This is a genomic window from Sphingobacterium puteale (assembly GCF_003627955.1).
Taxonomy (GTDB): Bacteria; Bacteroidota; Bacteroidia; order Sphingobacteriales; family Sphingobacteriaceae; genus Sphingobacterium; species Sphingobacterium puteale.
In genome coordinates this window covers 807,983-827,502 of the sequence record NZ_RBWS01000001.1, presented here as the reverse complement: position 1 = coordinate 827,502, position 19,520 = coordinate 807,983, and the positions used below count along the sequence as shown (strand labels likewise).

The 19,520-nt window shown below is 39.6% G+C and carries 14 protein-coding genes; 6 read left to right on the top strand and 8 right to left on the bottom strand.

Annotation, left to right across the window (positions count from 1 at the left end; all coding sequences use genetic code 11):
• Window positions 1-24: 24 nt before the first annotated feature.
• The 5 genes from D7322_RS03160 to polA all read right to left on the bottom strand — a co-directional run bounded on the left by D7322_RS03160 (window position 25) and on the right by polA (window position 6,484).
• Complete coding sequence (locus tag D7322_RS03160; RefSeq protein ID WP_108634567.1) at window positions 25-672, bottom strand: DUF47 domain-containing protein; 648 nt, start codon at window positions 670-672, stop codon at window positions 25-27.
• Between the two features lie 90 nt (window positions 673-762).
• Window positions 763-1,800 (bottom strand): sensor histidine kinase, encoded by a 1,038-nt coding sequence (locus D7322_RS03155; RefSeq protein ID WP_121121174.1) that lies wholly within the window; start codon window positions 1,798-1,800, stop codon window positions 763-765.
• A gap of 62 nt (window positions 1,801-1,862) precedes the next feature.
• A complete protein-coding gene (locus D7322_RS03150) occupies window positions 1,863-2,516 on the bottom strand; it encodes a phosphatidylserine decarboxylase family protein (protein WP_121121172.1) in 654 nt (217 codons plus the stop codon).
• Between the two features lie 24 nt (window positions 2,517-2,540).
• Window positions 2,541-3,671 carry a toxin-antitoxin system YwqK family antitoxin gene (locus tag D7322_RS03145; RefSeq protein ID WP_121121170.1) on the bottom strand — a complete coding sequence of 377 codons (1,131 nt, stop codon included), beginning with the start codon at window positions 3,669-3,671 and terminating at the stop codon, window positions 2,541-2,543.
• Between the two features lie 8 nt (window positions 3,672-3,679).
• Window positions 3,680-6,484 carry a DNA polymerase I gene (gene polA / locus D7322_RS03140; RefSeq protein ID WP_121121168.1) on the bottom strand — a complete coding sequence of 935 codons (2,805 nt, stop codon included), beginning with the start codon at window positions 6,482-6,484 and terminating at the stop codon, window positions 3,680-3,682.
• A gap of 106 nt (window positions 6,485-6,590) precedes the next feature.
• Between polA and rsgA the strand changes: the two genes are divergently transcribed.
• Window positions 6,591-7,511 carry a ribosome small subunit-dependent GTPase A gene (rsgA, locus tag D7322_RS03135; RefSeq protein WP_121121166.1) on the top strand — a complete coding sequence of 307 codons (921 nt, stop codon included), beginning with the start codon at window positions 6,591-6,593 and terminating at the stop codon, window positions 7,509-7,511.
• Window positions 7,512-7,569: 58 nt separating this feature from the next.
• Here the strand turns inward: rsgA and D7322_RS03130 are convergent, their stop codons facing one another.
• Together D7322_RS03130 and D7322_RS03125 are read right to left on the bottom strand one after the other, a co-directional pair.
• Window positions 7,570-10,026, bottom strand: a complete 2,457-nt coding sequence (locus D7322_RS03130) for a hypothetical protein (RefSeq protein ID WP_147430283.1) — start codon at window positions 10,024-10,026, stop codon at window positions 7,570-7,572.
• Window positions 9,986-10,897: a hypothetical protein gene (locus tag D7322_RS03125; protein WP_147430282.1), complete on the bottom strand. Its 912-nt coding sequence runs from the start codon at window positions 10,895-10,897 to the stop codon at window positions 9,986-9,988. Before D7322_RS03125 ends, D7322_RS03130 begins: the two co-directional genes overlap by 41 nt.
• Window positions 10,898-11,119: 222 nt before the next feature.
• Between D7322_RS03125 and D7322_RS03120 the strand changes: the two genes are divergently transcribed.
• From D7322_RS03120 to D7322_RS03100, 5 genes are all read left to right on the top strand, one after another.
• Window positions 11,120-13,015: a hypothetical protein gene (locus D7322_RS03120; protein ID WP_183078588.1), complete on the top strand. Its 1,896-nt coding sequence runs from the start codon at window positions 11,120-11,122 to the stop codon at window positions 13,013-13,015.
• A 124-nt stretch (window positions 13,016-13,139) separates the two neighbouring features.
• A complete protein-coding gene (locus tag D7322_RS03115) occupies window positions 13,140-14,930 on the top strand; it encodes a TrkH family potassium uptake protein (RefSeq protein ID WP_245971236.1) in 1,791 nt (596 codons plus the stop codon).
• 96 nt (window positions 14,931-15,026) lie between these two features.
• Complete coding sequence (locus D7322_RS03110; RefSeq protein ID WP_121121160.1) at window positions 15,027-15,713, top strand: potassium channel family protein; 687 nt, start codon at window positions 15,027-15,029, stop codon at window positions 15,711-15,713.
• Window positions 15,714-15,718: 5 nt separating this feature from the next.
• Complete coding sequence (locus tag D7322_RS03105; RefSeq protein ID WP_104383460.1) at window positions 15,719-16,036, top strand: YbjQ family protein; 318 nt, start codon at window positions 15,719-15,721, stop codon at window positions 16,034-16,036.
• A 247-nt stretch (window positions 16,037-16,283) separates the two neighbouring features.
• Entirely contained in the window at window positions 16,284-18,764 is a 2,481-nt protein-coding gene (locus D7322_RS03100; RefSeq protein WP_121121158.1) for a YfhO family protein, read from the top strand.
• A 30-nt stretch (window positions 18,765-18,794) separates the two neighbouring features.
• On the opposite strand, the gene D7322_RS03095 is transcribed toward D7322_RS03100, so the two are convergent.
• Window positions 18,795-19,391 (bottom strand): ribonuclease HII, encoded by a 597-nt coding sequence (locus tag D7322_RS03095; RefSeq protein WP_121121156.1) that lies wholly within the window; start codon window positions 19,389-19,391, stop codon window positions 18,795-18,797.
• Between the last annotated feature and the right edge of the window lie 129 nt (window positions 19,392-19,520).

The window sequence follows — 19,520 nt, the reverse complement described above, 5'->3', positions numbered from 1 at the left end:
TTTTATGCACTAATGATCGAATGATTATGCGTTTTTAACCAGAATACTTTCTAAGACGTTAGCAACATCCTCGCATTTGTCTGTTGCATCTTCCATTGCGGATAATACCTCTTTGTGTTTGATCAATGAGATCGCATCTTTTTCAAATTCAAAAAGATCAGCCACCGCTTTGTCAAAAATATAGTCTGCTTTGTTTTCAACACTATTGATGCGTACGCACGAATCAGTAATGTTGCGAATGTTTTTTAAGTCACGAAGTTCGTGGATTGCTTTTGAGACATGCTCCGTAGCTTCTACCAATAGATCCGCGATTTCGATCATTGGCTCTGTTGCTTTTTCTACTTTGTATAAATCCATTCTGTTGGCAGCGCCATGTATAAAGTCCGCTACATCATCCAATGAACTTGCTAGTGAGTGTATATCTTCACGGTCAAAAGGAGTTATAAAGTTTTTGCCTAGTTCCAAATGAATTTGATGGGTGATGTTGTCGCCTCTGTGCTCCAAGTCTTCCATCTTGCGTGTGAACTCCTTCTTCTTTTCGGGATTGTTTGAGTTAACAATATCTTTTAACAATTGAGACATTTCGATCAAATTGTTGCCTGCTTGTTCAAACAAAGGGAAGAATTTTTTGTCCTTTGGAACGAAGTATTGAAAAATGCTATTTAAAGACATATCTTAAATTTATTTTTGCAAAAATAATACCCTAATGTTAAGTTAATGTTAACATTGGTTTTGTTTAAACACAAAAGTGTCATCAATTGTTTAATCTCCAGTCTGAACTTTTTGTAAAGTAAAGCCAAAAGTGGTTCCAATACCCTCGGTACTGCGCACATTAACATTCTGCTGATGGGCTTCAATAATATGTTTTACAATAGCGAGACCTAAGCCGGATCCGCCAATATCTCTAGATCTACTTTTGTCTGTTCGAAAGAATCGTTCGAATACCCGGTTGAGGTTCTTTTCTTCAATGCCGTATCCATCGTCTGTGATTTCTATGAGTACTTGCTCAAAAAGTGGGAAAATTTTTATTTTCGTGGTCCCGCCTTCTTTTCCGTATTTGAGTGAGTTGTCTATCAGATTATATAGTACCTGATGTATTTTATTGCGATCGGCTTTGACCCAATGTGGTGTCCCGGCCTTGGGCTTGAACTCGATTTTGATATTGTGCTGTTTGGCTTTGTCTTCCAATGAATACGAAGTGTCTTTGATCAGGTCTACAATATCAAATTTTTCTATATTTAAGACCATTTTGCCAGATTCCAGTTTGGATATTTCATCTAAATCCTGAATCAGGTAATTTAATCTGTCGAGGTTGCGTGCTGCTTTATCCAAGAAATTTTTTGCCATTTCCATATCCTCCTCCATTAATCCATCTTGCAGGGTTTCGATGTAACCTTGGGTGGCAAAGAGGGGCGTTTTGAATTCATGTGAGATATTGGATAGGAATTCACGCCGAAATTTCTCCTGAGATTTTAATTGTTCAATTTCATTTTTTTTATCTTTCGCCCAGGCTTTGACATCGTTCTCGGCATCTGTGATGGGATCTTCACTGACGTGTTCACCAATTGCATCTTTAAGGTCCTTGCCGAGCTTGAGGTTGTGAATTAGCTTATACATGGTGTTGAGACGACGATAGATGTATTTCTCGAACAGATAATTGAATAGAAGAAAGCAGACCACAAGTGCAACAAAAAATATAATCAGCGCGGTCTGAAGATCATGTTTATAATAGAAGCTGATGGTGGATATTGCGATACCAACGCCAGCGGAGTTTGCCAATAATAATTGTCTAAAATTCATCTGTTGAATAAAAAAGGCCCCTAATTGGAGCCTAAGTTACTTATTATGGTATTAATAAATTGTTAAAATTTTCCGATAATGGTCTTGGCCCCAGTAACTTTATCGCCAATATTCACATTGATTTCTGTTCCCAGCGGTAGAAATAGATCGACACGCGAACCAAATTTGATAAAACCGAACTCGGTTCCTTGAACGACCTGATCATTTTCTTTTACATACCAAACAATGCGACGGGCCAATGCGCCGGCGATTTGACGGAAAAGAACTTCTCTGCCTGCGTTGTCTTTCACCACGACAGTCGTTCTTTCGTTATCTGTAGAGGATTTTGGATGCCAGGCAACCAAAAATTTTCCCGGATGGTATTTGAAAAAAGTGACCAGACCACTGATGGGGTTTCGATTCACATGCACATTGACGGGAGACATGAAAATGGAGACCTGTATCCTTCTGTCATGAAAATACTCGTTTTCTTCGGTTTCTTCGATAACTACAACTTTTCCATCTGCGGGGCATAAGATTGTACCATCTTGTGGACTAACGACTTTCTTGGGGCTTCTAAAAAACTGGACAACAGTGATGAATAAGAATGCTGAAAGGGCGTATATAAACCATTTTACATACTGTGACGCATCATAATAATCCGCAACGGCATTGATGATAAAGATAATAAGTATAGCAATCGCTAAGGTGGTATATCCTTCTTTATGGAATTTCATATCTATTTATTTCTGCAAAGATAATTATTTACTCGAATTGTCGATTTCTCTTTCAATTTTAATTGAATGCGTATAGACATTTCCATCACCTGCTGTTGCAACACTTCCAGAAACTTTAATCGTATCGTCCTGAGGTTGATCTTGTTTGTAGGTTGGGAAATAAAAATCTATGCTTTTGGCAATGCGATTCAAAATATTAAGATAGTTTTCATTATCTGAGTTTACATTCAATTTAAGACTCCGTAAATTGGCTATCCCTGTTTTCTTGACCTCAACGTCGTAGGAAAAGTTTAATTGGCCGGTAAGTTCAATTCCACTTTTATTGAAGCCATCGGTAAAGCGTTTGGCAAGAAACGTATAGAAATTTGAATAGTCATCAAAATTACAGGATTTACTCTGTAATAATTCTGCACGGACAAAATAGTCGTAGGGCAAAATACTCAACGACTGAAAATCTTCGCTTGGGAGTTCTCCATTATCATCGTAGGTGGTGGTGATTTTCCCATTGGCAAATCGTTGTGTCATTGCGTAAATAGGTTGCTGCCCCACATTGTAAAAGTAGGTGTTCCAATTTCCCTGCGGTTTACCACCTTTTACTTTACCTTTGCGAAGATAAAAATCGTAACCAAATTCAGTGAAGCCTTCAAAAGGTATTGCAAATTCATAGTTTCCTTCACCTTCAACAACTTCCTGTTTTCCCCGGTTATCCCAGTAATCTTTGATGAAATAACCAAAATCACCATAGGAGATCGTCAATAACGGTTTACCATCGGGATAATAATATTTCCAATCGCCAACAGGATAGTTGTCTTTAAAATTTATCTCCCATTTCAGCACACCATTTGGGTGAAAAGCCTGAAAAAGGCCTTCTTTTTTTCCCTCCCTATAATTGCCGACCAGCATACGACCACCATTGGGCGCAAAGTCACGGAATTCCCCATCAAAAATCTGTTTTGTGAAATCAAATTTGCTAACGCGTTCAATTGATTTGAATTCGCAGTCTTTTGCTGCCAGATAATAATATTTATCAAAATGGAAACGAATCAATCCCTGATCTAATTTTTCGTAAAATACGGGTTTATCTTCTTGTGCTTGAATAGTCGTAAAGCAGTACGAGGATAAGAACAATAATAAATAAATGATTTTTTTAGTCATAACAAAAATTAATGTGCCTCAAGCCAATTTTTACCTTCTCCGATTTCGACAACCAATGGAACTGTGGTTTTTATGGCATTTGTCATTTTATCCAGAATAATGCTTTTGAATGCTTCGATTTCTTGTTTCGGAACATCAAAGACCAGTTCATCATGTACCTGCATAATCATTTTACCCGAGAGTCCCTGTTGTTCGATTTCTTGTTGTATTGCAATCATGGCGATCTTGATTAAATCTGCTGCTGATCCTTGAATTGGTGCATTGATCGCATTTCGTTCAGCAAATCCACGAACCGTCATGTTTGCCGAATTAATATCTCTCAAATAACGTCTACGTTTTAAAATTGTTTCAACGTAACCTTTCTCTTTCGCAAATTCAACAGCATCGCTCATATACTTCTTTATACCCGTATATTGGTTGAAGTATTCATTGATAATGTCCGCTGCTTCTTTGCGTGAGATACCTAGATTTTGGGATAGACCAAAGGCGGATTGACCATAAATAATCCCAAAGTTTACGGCCTTCGCGTTTCGCCGTTGTTCTGATGTCACTTCATCAAAAGCCATATTATACACTTTTGCTGCCGTAGCACGGTGGATATCATGGCCTTGATTAAAGGCTTCCAGCATATTTTGATCTTTACTCAATTCCGCAATTAGGCGCAATTCAATCTGTGAATAATCAGCGGATAAGATCACATGGTCCTCCGAACGCGGTATAAATGCTTTTCTCACCTCCCGGCCTCTTTCCGTGCGAATCGGAATATTCTGCAAATTGGGATTGGTAGAGCTCAGGCGGCCAGTGGCTGCGACGGCTTGATTGTAGGATGTATGAATCAGACCAGTTTCTGGATTGATCAGCTCCGGTAATGAATCTACATAAGTTGATTTTAATTTCTGTAATTGTCTAAAATTCAAAATATCTTGAACGATATCCGATTTGTGCGCTAACGCTAATAGAACATCTTCACCCGTTTTATATTGCCCTGTTTTTGTTTTTTTTGCCTTTGGATCCAAACGGAGTTTATCGAACAGTATTTCACCTAATTGTTTCGGAGATGCAATATTAAAATTAACTCCTGCCTTTTCAAATATAGCATGTTCTAGGTCCTTGATGTCCTGTTCCAATGTTTTGGAAAATTCAGCAAGGGCAGTGACATCCACTTTTACGCCATTGCGTTCTATTTCCGCGAGCACGTATACAAGTGGGAATTCTACATCCTGAGCCAATTTTAAGGTGTCCGTTTCTACCAAAAGGGGATGGAAAATGTTTTTGAGCTGCAAAGTAATATCCGCATCTTCTGCTGCATATTCTTTGATTTTTTCGAAATCAACATCCCGCATATTTCCTTGCTTTTTCCCTTTTTCTCCAATGAGTTCAGTAATGGAGACTGGGGTGTAATTTAGATAGTTCTCTGCAAGTACATCCATGCCATGCCGCGTATCGGGGTCAATGAGGTAATGCGCCAGCATGGTATCGAATAGGGTCCCCTGAACCTTAACGCCATATCTTGCCAATAAGAGAATATCGTATTTGATATTCTGACCTATCTTTTCAATGGCCGGATTTTCAAGCACTGGTTTAAAGATGTCGACGATTCGCTGTGCTTCTTCCCGATTAGCTGGTGTAGGGATATAATATGCTCTTCCTGTTTCAAACGAAAAAGAAAGTCCGACAATATCAGCAAGATTCGCGTCTAATCCTGTTGTTTCAGTATCAAAGCAAAAGCTGTCCTTTGTGGTTAGCTCCTTGGCAAGTTTTTCTTGTTCATCACGAGTATCTACTAACATGTATTCGTGTGTCGTATTATGGATATTGTTTAGAACAATATTTTCACGAGATGCTTCTATTTCTATAGCTGTACTTGTGGTTATAGTTGTTGTCTGTACAGCAAATAAATCCATCTGCCCATTTACAGGAGCACTTTTCTCAAAGATGGAGAATTCTTCTCCAAATACTCTTTTCCCGAGCGTTCTAAATTCCAATTCAGCAAAAAGCGGCTCGAGAATCTCTTTATTCGGATCCTCAAGTTCCAATGCTTTTTCGTTAAGCTCAACTGGAACATCCAATAGAATTGTTGCTAGTTTTTTTGAGATCAGTCCCTGTTCGGCGAAATTTTCAACGTTTTCACGCATTTTGCCCTTAAGCTGATCGGCGTTGGCTATTATTCCCTCAACGGAGCCAAACTCCTGAACAAGTTTCTTTGCCGTTTTCTCTCCGATGCCCGGAATTCCCGGGATATTATCTACAGCATCCCCCCATAGACCCAAAATATCAATGACTTGGCAGACATCGGTAACTTCCCATTTTTCGAGAATTTCTTTGACGCCTTGTACTTCAGCCCCATTGCCCATGCGTGCCGGTTTGTAAATAAAAATATTGTCCGAGACAAGCTGACCAAAATCTTTATCCGGTGTCATACAGTAGACTTGGAAGTTCTCTTGTTCTGCTTTTTTCGCCAATGTTCCGATGATATCGTCCGCTTCATAGCCGTCCATTGTAATGATCGGGATATTGAATCCTTCAATCAGACGGTAGATATAAGGAATAGATGCCGCAAGGTCTTCGGGCATTTTTTCGCGATGTGCTTTATAGGCTTCAAATTCAATATGGCGTGCGGTAGGAGCATCCGTGTCGAACACTACTGCTATATGAGAAGGTTGCTGATTTTTCAATACCTCCAATAGTGTATTGGTAAATCCCATGATTGCCCCTGTATTCAACCCTGTCGAGGTGATGCGCGGGGTCTTGCTCAATGCAAAATATGCTCTATATATCAGAGCCATTCCATCTAAAAGAAATAGTTTTTTCACAAAATTGAATTTTAGTCTCCTTACAAAGGTAAGAAATTCATCAAACCGTAAGTTTAATAAATTTTTCCGATTTTTGTGCTATGACACATTTAATGCAACAGGTTCTATGAGAGGATTGGTAACAAAGTCTACGGGTAGTTGGTATCAGGTTTTGGGCGAAGACGGCAAAAGATATGATTGCCGAATCAAAGGAAAATTTCGTACCAAGGGGATTAAAACGACCAATCCGGTAGCTGTCGGCGATTGGGTGCATTTTGATATAGAGCCGGATCTTGAAAGTGCTGTCATTCGCGAGCTGGAACCCCGTCGCAATTACATTATCCGAAAGTCGGTGAATCTTTCCAAACAAACGCAAATTATCGGAGCAAACTTGGACCAAGCTTTACTGGTGGTCACTTTGGCTTCTCCACCAACTTCTTTGGGTTTTATCGACCGTTTTTTGGTAACGACCGAAGCTTACGGCATACCAGCGGTGCTTATTTTTAATAAACTCGATCTTTTTAGTAATGAGGGGCTAGAGATATTAGCCGAATATAAAGCTATCTATGAACGAATAGGATATCTGTGTTATGAGGTATCAGCCCTAACTGGAAAGAATATTGATGTTGTCAAGGGGCTGCTTCGGGATAAAATTACATTGGTTTCGGGACATTCTGGTGTGGGTAAATCGACATTGATCAACGCAATTGTACCTGAGTATGGTCTGAAAACGGGTGAAATTTCAGACTGGTCTGACAAAGGAAAGCATACAACGACATTTGCAGAGATGTTTGATTTGCCATTTGGGGGAAAGCTGATTGATACGCCCGGCATTCGCGAATTGGGAATCGTAGATATCGAAAAACAAGAACTGTCTCACTTTTTCCCGGAGATGCGCGCGTTGATGAACCAGTGTCGATTCAATAATTGTAGACATATCAACGAGCCCGGCTGTGTTATTATGGAAGCCGTGGAGGATGGGAAGATTGAACCTTCACGCTACGATAGTTATCTCAGTATATATCATAATGAAGATAGTAGAGCTTAATACAGAAGAGGCTTCACATATATGGAAGCCTCTTCTGTATTTAAAAGGACAGGCGTGTTTATTTTATGGCTTGTGTTAGATTCAGGTAGTCCCTTAAATAGGTGCATTCCTTTGAAGCCATATTGAAAAAAGGCGTGTCCTTATAATGTGTATTTAGCTCTTTAAAGTATTTATTCTGCAGCGAAAAGCGGTAGAACGGATTTTTCAAAGGGGAGTCATAATATTGCCAGCGTGTTTCATCCGTATAAGCGAAATCTTTCTGTTCACATTTTGCAAGCATGAAGGTACATTTAGCCTTAAATCCTTTATCTGAGCTCAGTGAACGGGCTTTGGAATACCATTCCTTTGCCGATTTTGTCTGCAAATAATTCCGTTGCCAGTGTATCGTTGAGGCGGCATGACTGTCTGTGGATGACCAGTCATAAGAAACTAATGACCAGGCATTTCCGTAGGTGCTGGTCTGATAAATTCCTGTAGCCATCTGAAAATAATAGTCTGCTTTCTTCTGATTGTTTTTTTCGCTTTTTATGGCATTTTCCAATCGCGCCATACGTTCAGCATATTTTAACTTGGTTGTATTCTCTTTTCCGTATTTCTTGGGATAATCATTGATGGTGACGATGAATGGGCTGGGTATAATATTATTTTCGTCTTCGCTGTAAGAATTCTTTATTTCTTTTATTTTGTGGTCTTTAGGAAGTGCCTGTAGTGTTTTGGCTGCGTTTTGGAAGTCTAGTTCCCGTAAATATGCGGTACCTAAAAGCTCGGTCAGATAGTCTCTATTGAAATGCTTTATATCTTCAAGTAAAAAACGGGACAATGTGTTTTGCTGTGTGTTGTCGGACAATAAAGTTCTTATTTTTAATAATGTTTTGGGTGTAAGACTATTTTCCCAAAAGTGCATGGTGGACCATTGCATGTTGTCTTCAAGAGAATCCTTTGCGACACCATAATTATAGAAGATATCTGCTTTAACAGCAGCCAAACTCGCCATAGCAGTATCCTGTGTGCTGAGGTAGTGTTTAACGACGAGATTCTGGAGTATGTTTCTGGCGATTAAACTATAGTTGCTGTATTCGAAGGCACTATAGCTCCATTCCTTTTTGTTGCTTGAGTTTTTGCTGTCCCGTTGAGCTTTCTCCTCCAGCCACGCTAATGTTTTGACAAGCTTTGGCTGGTCAATCTGTTTGCTGGTTTGCCAGTCGGCTAACTGCGTAAGTAACGCCGTAATCTGATATTGATCTGCCAGTTTAGGGTTTAGATCACGCTCCTTTACCAGGGCAAGATATTTTTTTGCCAGATCATTTTCTTTATTCATCCAACTTAAATAGGCTGCAGTAATCAAACCGAGCTGTGGTTGGACGTATTTTTTGTCCTGATAAAGGTTTAAAGCAAAATTGCGTAGGGAATCCAAATGTTGTTTAACCGTGTTTTTATCCTCGTTTCGGGAATAATAATTATAGTTTTCGCCATAGCCGATATAAAAAGACTCATTCATGTCGCCTTCTATTTTATTGACTTCTCTTCCTAGCAAAACAGCATTTACTGTATTGGCTGGATCAAGCTGGTAACACGCGTTTAAATATTTCATGGTGCGGTCTCCTGTACCGAAACCAATAATGGCGTTAATGTTAAATTTGTCAGCATCATTAGTTGCATATTGAAAAATTTCAGTATCGGAAGCTGTGATATAATGAAAATTTGAGTAGGCTAAAACACGTCGTTCGGGACTTGCAGTGAATAATTTGGAGAAAAGGTAGGCGGCTTTGGCTCCATCTCCATTTTTACGGACGGCGCCAGCATAGTTTGAAAGTGCCCAATTCAGAATCGCATCATTCCCTTTAATAGGCTGTAGGTAATTTTCATAAATAGCAATACTTTTTCCATATTCCTGACCGAATAGATATAAGCGTGCGGCCTGATAAGCATAACGCACAAAAAGAAAACTGTTTTTTTTATGCTTATTGATCTGCGCTTCGGCGAGTTCAGCATATTGTACGATCTCTTTAAAATTCCGCGTATCGGGATCCCAGTAATTATGCTGAACATTTGTAATAGGCTCCTGTTTTTTTGTGAAAACAAAGTAAGCTCGCTCAGGCTCATGCTTACCATCAATTAAGGCTTGTAAAAATGTATTTCCTTTGACGGAGTCTGGAAGATTGTTCCAGGATGATCTTTTTTGATTACTGGCCAAATCAGCCGTCGCCGAATCGCTGCGGTACATTAATTGTTCAATATCATTTGCATTCACTCTAGGCCCCAAGTGTTTTGCCCACGCTTCGCTGTTAACGAGGCTTTCCTTAGCTGGAGCTTCTTCGGTGTAAAGAAATTGATAAGGGATGTATTGAAATGCAGAAAACCCGTTGTCTTCAAGATTTGGAAGATAATAAGTCGTCTGGTTGTCATAGGGGTCCACTTCGGGACCACAAGCAATATTTGTTGCAATTTCCCCAAAGAAGAATGCAATAGTAGTGCTAGAAAGCACGAATAATTTCCTGTAACTCGGCATTGTCATGATTTGCTAATGTAGCTTGATCTAAATGATAAAAAATAATCTGGTGTTTTTTCCCTTTTAACTCTCCTCTCAAAAATTTTGCCGTTTGCAAAAGATCATTTTGTGTTACTTTCTCAAACCGCACGACATCTCCTTTTTTGAGGTTTGCTTTAGGGAGGTCAACCTTTAAAATATATAAGTTACTGTTCGGATTAGGGGTAAATAAAGCCATATTATTAATATCCTGCTCGCTAATATATTTTGAAATGCCGATGTAATTATTGTTTCTAAAGACGACAAACCATTGAAATAAGGGAAGAGCAACATCCATTTCAATTGGATAATTGCGTAGCGTACCACCTAAATAGGTATTTAGGTCCTGTTGATTCAGGATAGAATTCTGGTTTCCGAATTGGCGCAAGTTGCCCATGTTGTAACACATTAATGTTGCTTTTTTTACTGGTGGGATACCACTTGTAACAGTGTTCTTAACCTGATGTAACCTTAGTGTCGAGCTGACGACAATGCCTTTTAAACCAGGTAATTCTTGTAGGTACTTGAGCAGGTAGAAAAATTTGTCCCGTGAGGATTGAGTCCAATCACAGTCCAGTTGCAATTCGTTAAATTCTTCTTTGCCGGCCTGCTTAATTTTTGCAGAGACAAAAGGGACAATTTTATTGGCCAAAGCCCTTATCTGTAAACTGTCCATTTCTGAAAAAATACGTTGATTGATAAACACGACAGGTATTAACGCTTGTTCTTTAGGGACTGGCTGGGAAAAGGTAACGGGGCTAATTGGGATCGCCTGGACACCGGATGGGTCAAAGTCTATATCCATAATTCGTGTATATATGGATTTGGCTTTGATTTCTTTTAATGCGCGATGTTCCATGGTGTCAATTTTAAAGACCGTTTTCCAAAAATAGAAGCCTGTTTCGGGTTTGGAATCTGAACAAGAATAGAACACAAGTAGCCAAAAAGGTATAAGAAATAAAAAAAGTCGTGTTCGGAGCTGCATATTTGCTTTATTTAATAGTGGTTGAAACAAAATGGGAATTGATCTTGTTTGCTATTCAATAAAATAAAGACTAAATTACAAAGAGATTACGACTTTATGAAGCCTATTTTTAAGTGGATCATTGGAATTGTTGTGTTTACCCTTCTGGCTTTGACCGGAAGCATCATGTATTTTAGCAATAAATGGAAACCGCTGCTGGATACCAAAATAAAACAGTTGGTTTTGCAGGCAACTGATAGCCTGTATACAGTTCACTATGACGATATCCATGTTAATCTGGCATTGGGGAATCTGACCATTGATAACCTTCATTTAATTCCTGATAGTATAGTGTATAAGAAATTGGAGCTTCTGAAAAAGGCTCCGGACAATCGTTATGCAATAATCATCAACAAGCTTAAGATTAAAAGTTTTGGCATTCGTAAGGTGCTGATGGATAAAGAGCTTTTTTTACACGATGTTACTGTAGATACGCCTACTATACATGTTATCAATGAGGTGCACAGTTATAATGATACGGTAAGCCAGGGTCCTAAGAAACCCCTGTATGAGAAGATAAAAGATAATTTAAAGAAGATTCACGTTGAAGCTGTTAACTTGAATAATATAGATTTTAAATATACACAGGTGCAAAAGGGTGTACATCAGGACTTTGAAATAAAAAAAGTGAAAGTGCGGATTGATGACGTTCTTATTGATTCAACTTCGGAACAAGATAGTCAGCGTTTTTATCATACGAAGATGATCGACATTGAAGTGCCTGGCTTTACTTATCAAACTCCGGATGGATTTTATAAAATCAATTTTGATAAGCTTAAGATCAATAGTAAAGAAAGAAATGTCCTTTTGACTAAAGTGGCTTACCAACCGACGTTAAATAAAGCAGCTTACTACAAGAAGAAAGGAGAAGGGGGGAGTTATGTTGTTTTTAAAATGGACACCCTTAAACTGGAGGAGTTCAATTTTGGACAGCTTTCCAGAGATAAAAAGGTTTATGCACAAAAAGCATTCTTAAAGAATGGGCACCTTTCTATTTATAGCGATAAGCATTATAAAAGTCCTGCCACCCGGCAGATCGGAAATGCGCCACACATGAAATTGATGCAGATGTCAACCCGGTTGGGAATTGATTCGCTGATCTTGGATAATATTGGCATTTCTTATTCCGAGATGAGCGATAAATATAGCCAGATAGGAACCATCACTTTCAATCATACCTACGGTACAATATTGAATGTGACCAACGATTCGACAAAGCTGTTGAAACAGAAACTCATGCGGGCTAATCTGAGCACTAATTTTATGAATTCAGGAAAGCTCGTGACCAATTTTGTTTTTGATATGACCTCTAAAGTTGGAGCTTATACCTACAAAGGGAGTCTTGGACAGATGGATTTAACAGTTGTTAATAAAATGATTCGGCCACTGCTGAATGTTGAGGTTAAGTCTGGTAACCTGAGACAAATCGTATTTGATATCTGGGCTAATGATTACCGGAGTAAAGGAACGTTTAAAATGGATTACAATGATCTAAAGGTTAATATACTCTCTGAAACAGGCGACGACGGACGCAGGGAAAAGAAAGGCTTTCTTTCTTTCATGGTCAATCAGGTTTTATTCAATCCCGGCAACCCCGACCTGTATGGTAAATACACGATAGGGCATATCAACAAACATAGGGATCCCTATCATCCTTTCTTTAAAGCAATGTGGCAAAGTTTGCTGATGGGTATCAAGCAATGTGTTGGTTTAGGACCAGAGCGCGAGGCAAAATTAATGAATACGGCTGATCGTGTTGAGAAGGTCGTGAGCGGAGTGGAGAAAGCGAAGAAATTATTCTCGGGGATATTTAAAAAGCATAAAACTGCCGAAGAATTGCTAAAGGAGGAAAAAGAAGAGGAGGCAAAAGCAGCCGCTAAAATAGAAGAAAAACGAAAACGGGACCGAGAGAAGGCTGAAAAGGAATTGGAGAAAGAAAATCCTGGGGATTAGGGGACAGGGGTGGAGCAAAAGCCTCGGCAGATTCCGTTTCACGTGGAAATAGCCTGCCCATAGGAGGAGAAGATGCAGATAGATTTTTGAATAAAGGCAAATTTATCTTAGTTTGCGGTTTATAATGATAGATTCGATATTAAGTTTTGTTCGATTTGTTTTCAAATATAAAAACGGTCTAGTAGATAAGATCATGTTGTACGCCAGCATGATTTGTGCTGCAATTGTGATTTTCAACGTAGGTTATGTCACAGACCCGATGTTGGGCATATTACTGGGCAAGACAATTCATTACTTATTTTTTGTGCTTTTTTTTATGATTGCGTTGCGGGAGTCATCATCCATTTATGCGCTGAAAAAAATTGCCGTCGAACATTACTCCGGACTGCTCATCCTGATTTATTTTATTTTTATTTTGATAGCCCGTTTTGCCGGAATTGAAGCACTAGCTGTTTTTTCCCGTGAGCAGTGGATTTACTTGGGTATTTATATTATTTTTATCGCTGAGCTATCCAAAAGTACCCTCTTTTTCGATAATTTTTATTTTAACCCCACCATACTGTTTGTCATCAGTTTCCTTGTGCTTATCCTGATCGGGACAGTCCTATTGATGCTACCGCGAACAACAATAGAAGCTCCGCTCAGTTTTGTCGATGCCTTATTTATGGCGACCAGTGCTGTCTGTATAACTGGATTATCCGTAGCAGATATTTCGACCAACTTTAGCATGTTTGGCCAGACCGTTATTATTGTATTGATACAAGTCGGCGGACTCGGAATCATGACCTTTACGGGTTTCTTTGGCTATTTTTTTTCTGGCGGATTTTCATTCAAAAACCAATTGATGTTTGGCGAAATATTGGGGGAAAATAAAGTGGCCTCGGTGATTAAGACCTTGTTGACCATGATATTTATTACACTATTGTTTGAATTTCTAGGTGCGGTATTGATCTTTAGTACCCTTGAAAAGGCTAATTTCCCTAATATGGGGAGTATGATTTTCTTTTCCATCTTCCATTCCATTTCTTCATTTTGTAACGCTGGATTCTCTATTTTATCTGGCGGAATCACCAATGAGGCCTATAAGTTCAACTATCCATTTCAGCTGGCGCTCTCTTCGTTGTTTATTCTTGGTGGATTAGGCTTTGGAATTGTACTGAACTTCTATACCTACCTTAAGGAGTCAATATTGCTTTGGTATCACCGTTTGGTTACGAAGAAAAATTACAAACATAAGGCGTGGAGCTTTAGTTTTAACTCCAAATTAGTATTGCTATGTAATGCGATAATTATTGTTGCAGCAACGCTGTTCTTTTATTTTTTAGAACGCAAGAATACACTTTCTTTGGAAAAAGGTTTTGACGGAGAATGGGCAACATCGTTTTTTATGGCAAATGCTGCGCGTTCGGCGGGCTACAATAGCATTGATCTGAGTTTCGTCGGCGCGCCAACTACTTTTCTGATTATGGTATTGATGTGGGTGGGAGCTTCTCCGGGGTCTACTGGAGGTGGGGTAAAAGTGACGACAGTGGCGCTATCTTTTATGAATATCATTTCTTTGGCAAAAGGAAAAGAATATATTGAAATTTTTAAAAGGAGAATAGCGAGTGAATCCGTGAATAAGGCTTTTGCGATTATCCTATTGTCATTCCTTGTCGTTGGGCTGAGTTTTTTTATTCTTATTTTTACCGATCCGGACAAAAGCATGAAAGATTTGCTTTTTGAATCCTTATCGGCATATACGACCTGCGGATTAAGTTTGGGAATAACGCCTTCCTTAAGCATGGGGGGAAAATTGATCATAGTCGTGACCATGCTGGTTGGTCGTGTAGGCATGTTGACCTTGTTGGTAGCATTTATTAAAAATACGACCCGTAGAAATATTATATTTCCGGAAGAAAAGATCCTGTTTTAATTTTTTTCTTATGTATAGAGATACAAAAGATCAAAGTGCGTCTATTTGTAAAGCGATTAGACTTGCAAATAAAATAAATTTATCTTAGTTTGAGTTATGAAGTATATTGTTTTAGGGTTAGGGCACTTCGGACGTTCATTGGGTGTCCATCTTACCGAACTCGGTCATGAAGTCATCGGTGCGGATCGAAATCTAACTATTGTAGAGCAGCTCAAAGATAAGATCACGCATACAGTATGCCTAGATACTACAGACCGGGAGGCTGTATCTTCGCTGCCTTTAAAAGACGCTCATGCTGTCATTGTCGCCATTGGAGAAGATGAAGGCGCATCGCTCATGACAGTTGCACTCCTAAAGCAACTAAAAGTAAAACGTATCATTGGCCGTATCGTATCTGATCTACAGAAGACAGTTTTGGAAGCTATGGAGATCAATGAATATATCATGCCAGAGGAAGAAGCCGCAGAGCGATTGGCAATGCGGTTGGACAATATTGATATTGTTGATTCATTTAAGGTATCAGATCGGTATTCCATCGTAGAAACAAAGGTGCCACAGCGTTATGTTGGAATGACATTGCGGGAGGCCAATCTGACCAACCTTTATAAAATTATCGTACTGACAACAGTGAAGATTACAGAGACAATTAAGGACGGAATTACCAAGGAACAAAAGGAAGCATCTGGTATTGCCACCTCTGAAACAGTAATGGCAGAAGGTGACATCTTGGTTGTTTTTGGCGAATTGTCCAATATTAATAAGTTAATTCAAAAAGGAGAATAAAAATTATGTTATTAACAACAACAAGTATTATCGAGGGGCACCAGATCGATCGTTATCTAGGGATTGTTTCTTCAGAGGTTGTTCTTGGAGCGAATGCCATTAAAGATATGATGGCCGGTTTTAGGGATTTTTTTGGTGGTCGCTCTAATTCTTATGAGCGTGCATTTCAGGAAACCCGTGAGGCAGCATTGCGTGAGCTTGAAGACCGTGCTAGGGCGTTAGGAGCCGATGCTGTCGTAGGCGTTCGGTTGGATTTCCAGACTGTAGGAACAGGCGGAATGATGATGGTCGGGGCAACGGGAACTGCCGTTAAGATGAAATAAATCCAGATTGGCCCTAATTTTAATTAGGGCCTTTTTTGCAAAAGGCGTCTCATTTCATTTTCAGGAACTGTCGTTACGGTATTAATTAAGTGAGGAAATCGCGCGATTGGCCTTACACTTTCTGTGATCTTTTCTTTCTAGGATCAAGCGAGGCATATTTAATAGATTGGTCATAATTATAATTGTATATAAAAACAAATTTATCTAAGTTTGGCTTTTAAGACTTGTAAACAACCTAAGAGGATAAATGAAAAATTGGTTTAAGGTAAATTCAGCACATTTAATCGTTATTGCGCTATTCATTGTGCTCGTGTTTTTTTATTTCACGCCCGTCTGGCAGGGAAAGACTCTTGCTCAATCGGATGTGGTGCAGGCGCAAGCTGGGCAAAAAGAATTATTTGACTATAAAGCCAAAGATGGGAAAGCTCCTATGTGGACGAATTCCATGTTTGGAGGAATGCCAACCTATCAGATCTGGCAAGCGAACGAAAATAACATCGGCACTTATATGCTGAAAGCCGTCAAATTTGTTTTTCCAAGCCCAATGGACACTGTGTTGTTTTATCTTTTGGGGGCTTATTTTCTTTTTAGCGTATTACGCATCAAACCCTGGCTCGCCGCGGTGGGCGCAGTGGCAATAGCCTTTACATCATACAACTTTATTTATATAGAGGCAGGACATATCACCCGGGCCAATGCTATCGCTTTTATACCGCCCGTCATCGCTGCGGTGATCATGTGTTACCGTGGAAGCAGGCTGTGGGGGCCGGTACTGCTGGCGTTATTTCTCTCCCTAGAGATCCGTGTCAATCACTTACAGACGACTTATTACTTGTTAATGGCCTTGATGGTATACGTTATTTTTACCTTAGTCGATGCGATCAAGCAAAAACAACTAAAGAAGTTCTTTATCGCCTCGGGGAGACAAGTGATTGCGGTTATCATTGCTTTGATGGTCAACGCTTCTATTTTATTGCCTACCTGGGAGTATAGTAAACTGAGTACACGCGGGCATGCCAACATTACAAAGGTCGATAATAACAATACAAAAGAAAAAGGACTTGATAAGGAATACGCTTACGAGTGGAGCCAAGGTGTCGGCGAGACCATGACCTTTATGATTCCTAATGCTTATGGAGGAGCAAGTGGTGGTCAATTGGATGAAAAGTCACATGTAGCCAAGTTCTTTATGGAAAAAGGGGGGGCATCTGCGGTTCAGGCAGGACAGATGGCGCAAGGAATGCCGACCTATTGGGGTGATAAGCGTTTTACTTCAGGGCCATGGTATTTTGGGGCTGGCATTTTCTTCCTGTTTATTCTGGGACTTGTCATTGTTAAGAACCGCCTAAAGTGGTGGATACTGACGACCACTGTATTAGCCTTGCTTTTGTCATTCGGAAAGAACTTTACACTGGTTTCGGATCTATTTTTTGATTATTTCCCGATGTACAACAAGTTTCGGGCCGTGGAATCCATCTTGGTACTCGTTTCAATTACAGTGCCGCTGATGGCTATTATGACAGTAAATGAGTTGCTAACACGGGCCAAAGAAATTCCAAACCTGGACAAGAAAGTGCTGTATACTTTTGTTGGTATCGGTGGAGTTTGTCTGCTGATCGGTTTGCTGCCGGATCTGTTCTTGAATTTCAGAAATGCCGGTCATAATAATTTAATAGAGTCTTTCACACAACAGATTGGTGATAAATCTTTTGCGACAGAGATGGTGAATCAACTGGTTTTGGACCGTAAAGATATCGCAAGTAAGGATGCCTATCGTTCCTTTGTTATTGTATTGCTCACATTCGGGGCTGTTTGGTTTTACCTCAAAAGGAAGGTCAGTGAAGGGGCGTTATTGGGGACTTTGCTTGTCTTGTTCCTATTCGATCTGTGGAGCGTAGATAAACGCTTTTTGAATGATAAATCCTTTATGGAGAAGGGAGCGACTGCACAGCAGGTATTCCAGCAACGTGAGGTTGACCAATTGATCTTGATGGATAAAGACCCAAGTTATCGCGTCCTTGACCTGACAACAGATCCATTTTCTGATGCCCGTCCTTCCTATTACCATAAATCATTAGGGGGGTATCATGCCGCTAAATTAATGCGTTTTCAGGAAATCTTGGAGAATCAATTCAACGGAGCGCTCAATGAAGATGTGCTGGATATGTTCAATGTGCGTTACTTGATCACAACAGATCCTCAAAATCAATCGCAGCGTATCGTGAGACGGAGCACAGCGGCTGGCAATGCCTGGTTTGTGGATAAAATAAACTTTGTAAAAGGAAATGCGGAAGAAATGCAGGCGATCAGCTCTTTTGATCCACGTAAAGAAGCTTTTGTGAATCAACAGTATCAGAATGAAATCAAAGCAAAAACGTCCAGCTCGGCTACAACAGGGGAAATTAAACTGACATCGTACCATCCTGATAAAATGCAGTACGAATACACAGCTACCAATGACGCATTTGCGGTATTCTCTGAAGTTTTTTATGATAAAGGATGGAAGGCGTATGTCGATGGAAAAGAAATACCAATTATCCGTGCAGATTATTTGCTGAGAGCTTTACAGCTGCCATCAGGAACACATAAAGTCGAATTTATCTTTGATCCGGAATCACATAAGATGGGGAATCTTTTGACTTTAATATCATCGATTATCCTTGGATTAGGAATAGTGGCAGCAGCATATTTCTCGTTAGGGGAGACAAAAAAAGAAACAGCTGCATAGCAAGCTGTTTCTTTTTTAAAGGTTGAAGCTTTAGAATAATTTGAGCTGTGGATCAGTTATTCTAAAGCTTTTTCTATGATGTGGTGTTGACCCGTATTCAAGCACCGCAGTCCGGTGTCTTACAGTCGGATAGCCTTTATTATTAAGCCAATCATAAGCGGGGTAATCCGAAGCAATATTGTCCATGTATTCATCTCGGTAGGTTTTAGCCAAGATGGAGGCCGCTGCAATAGAAAGATATTTGCCATCACCTTTTATGATGCACGAGTGGGGGATTTCTTGGTAAGGAATAAACCTGTTTCCATCCACAATAATATATTCTGCTTTTATCTGTAGCATATCCAATGCTTTATGCATGGCAAGATAACTGGCATTGTGAATATTAATGCGGTCTATTTCTTCCGCTGAGACACTCGCCACAGCATAGGCCAGTGCTTCCCGTTCAATAATCGGGCGCAATGCCATGCGTTTTTTTTCGCTTAGTTTTTTCGAATCGTTGAGAAGCTCATGGTGGTAATCGGCAGGGAAAATTACTGCTGCCGCAAAGACCGGTCCTGCCAAGCAACCTCTACCTGCCTCGTCACACCCGGCTTCAACCTGTTGATCTTGATAATATGATAGTAGCATCTTTTATTCTGTAAATGAACGAAAGTACAAATAAAATTAGAGTTTTGCATTGTAACTTCTGTGTGAATAATGCCCTTTTACATTAATTAACACTAATAATCTCTTCTTTTGTAAAGATATTGAATGTGC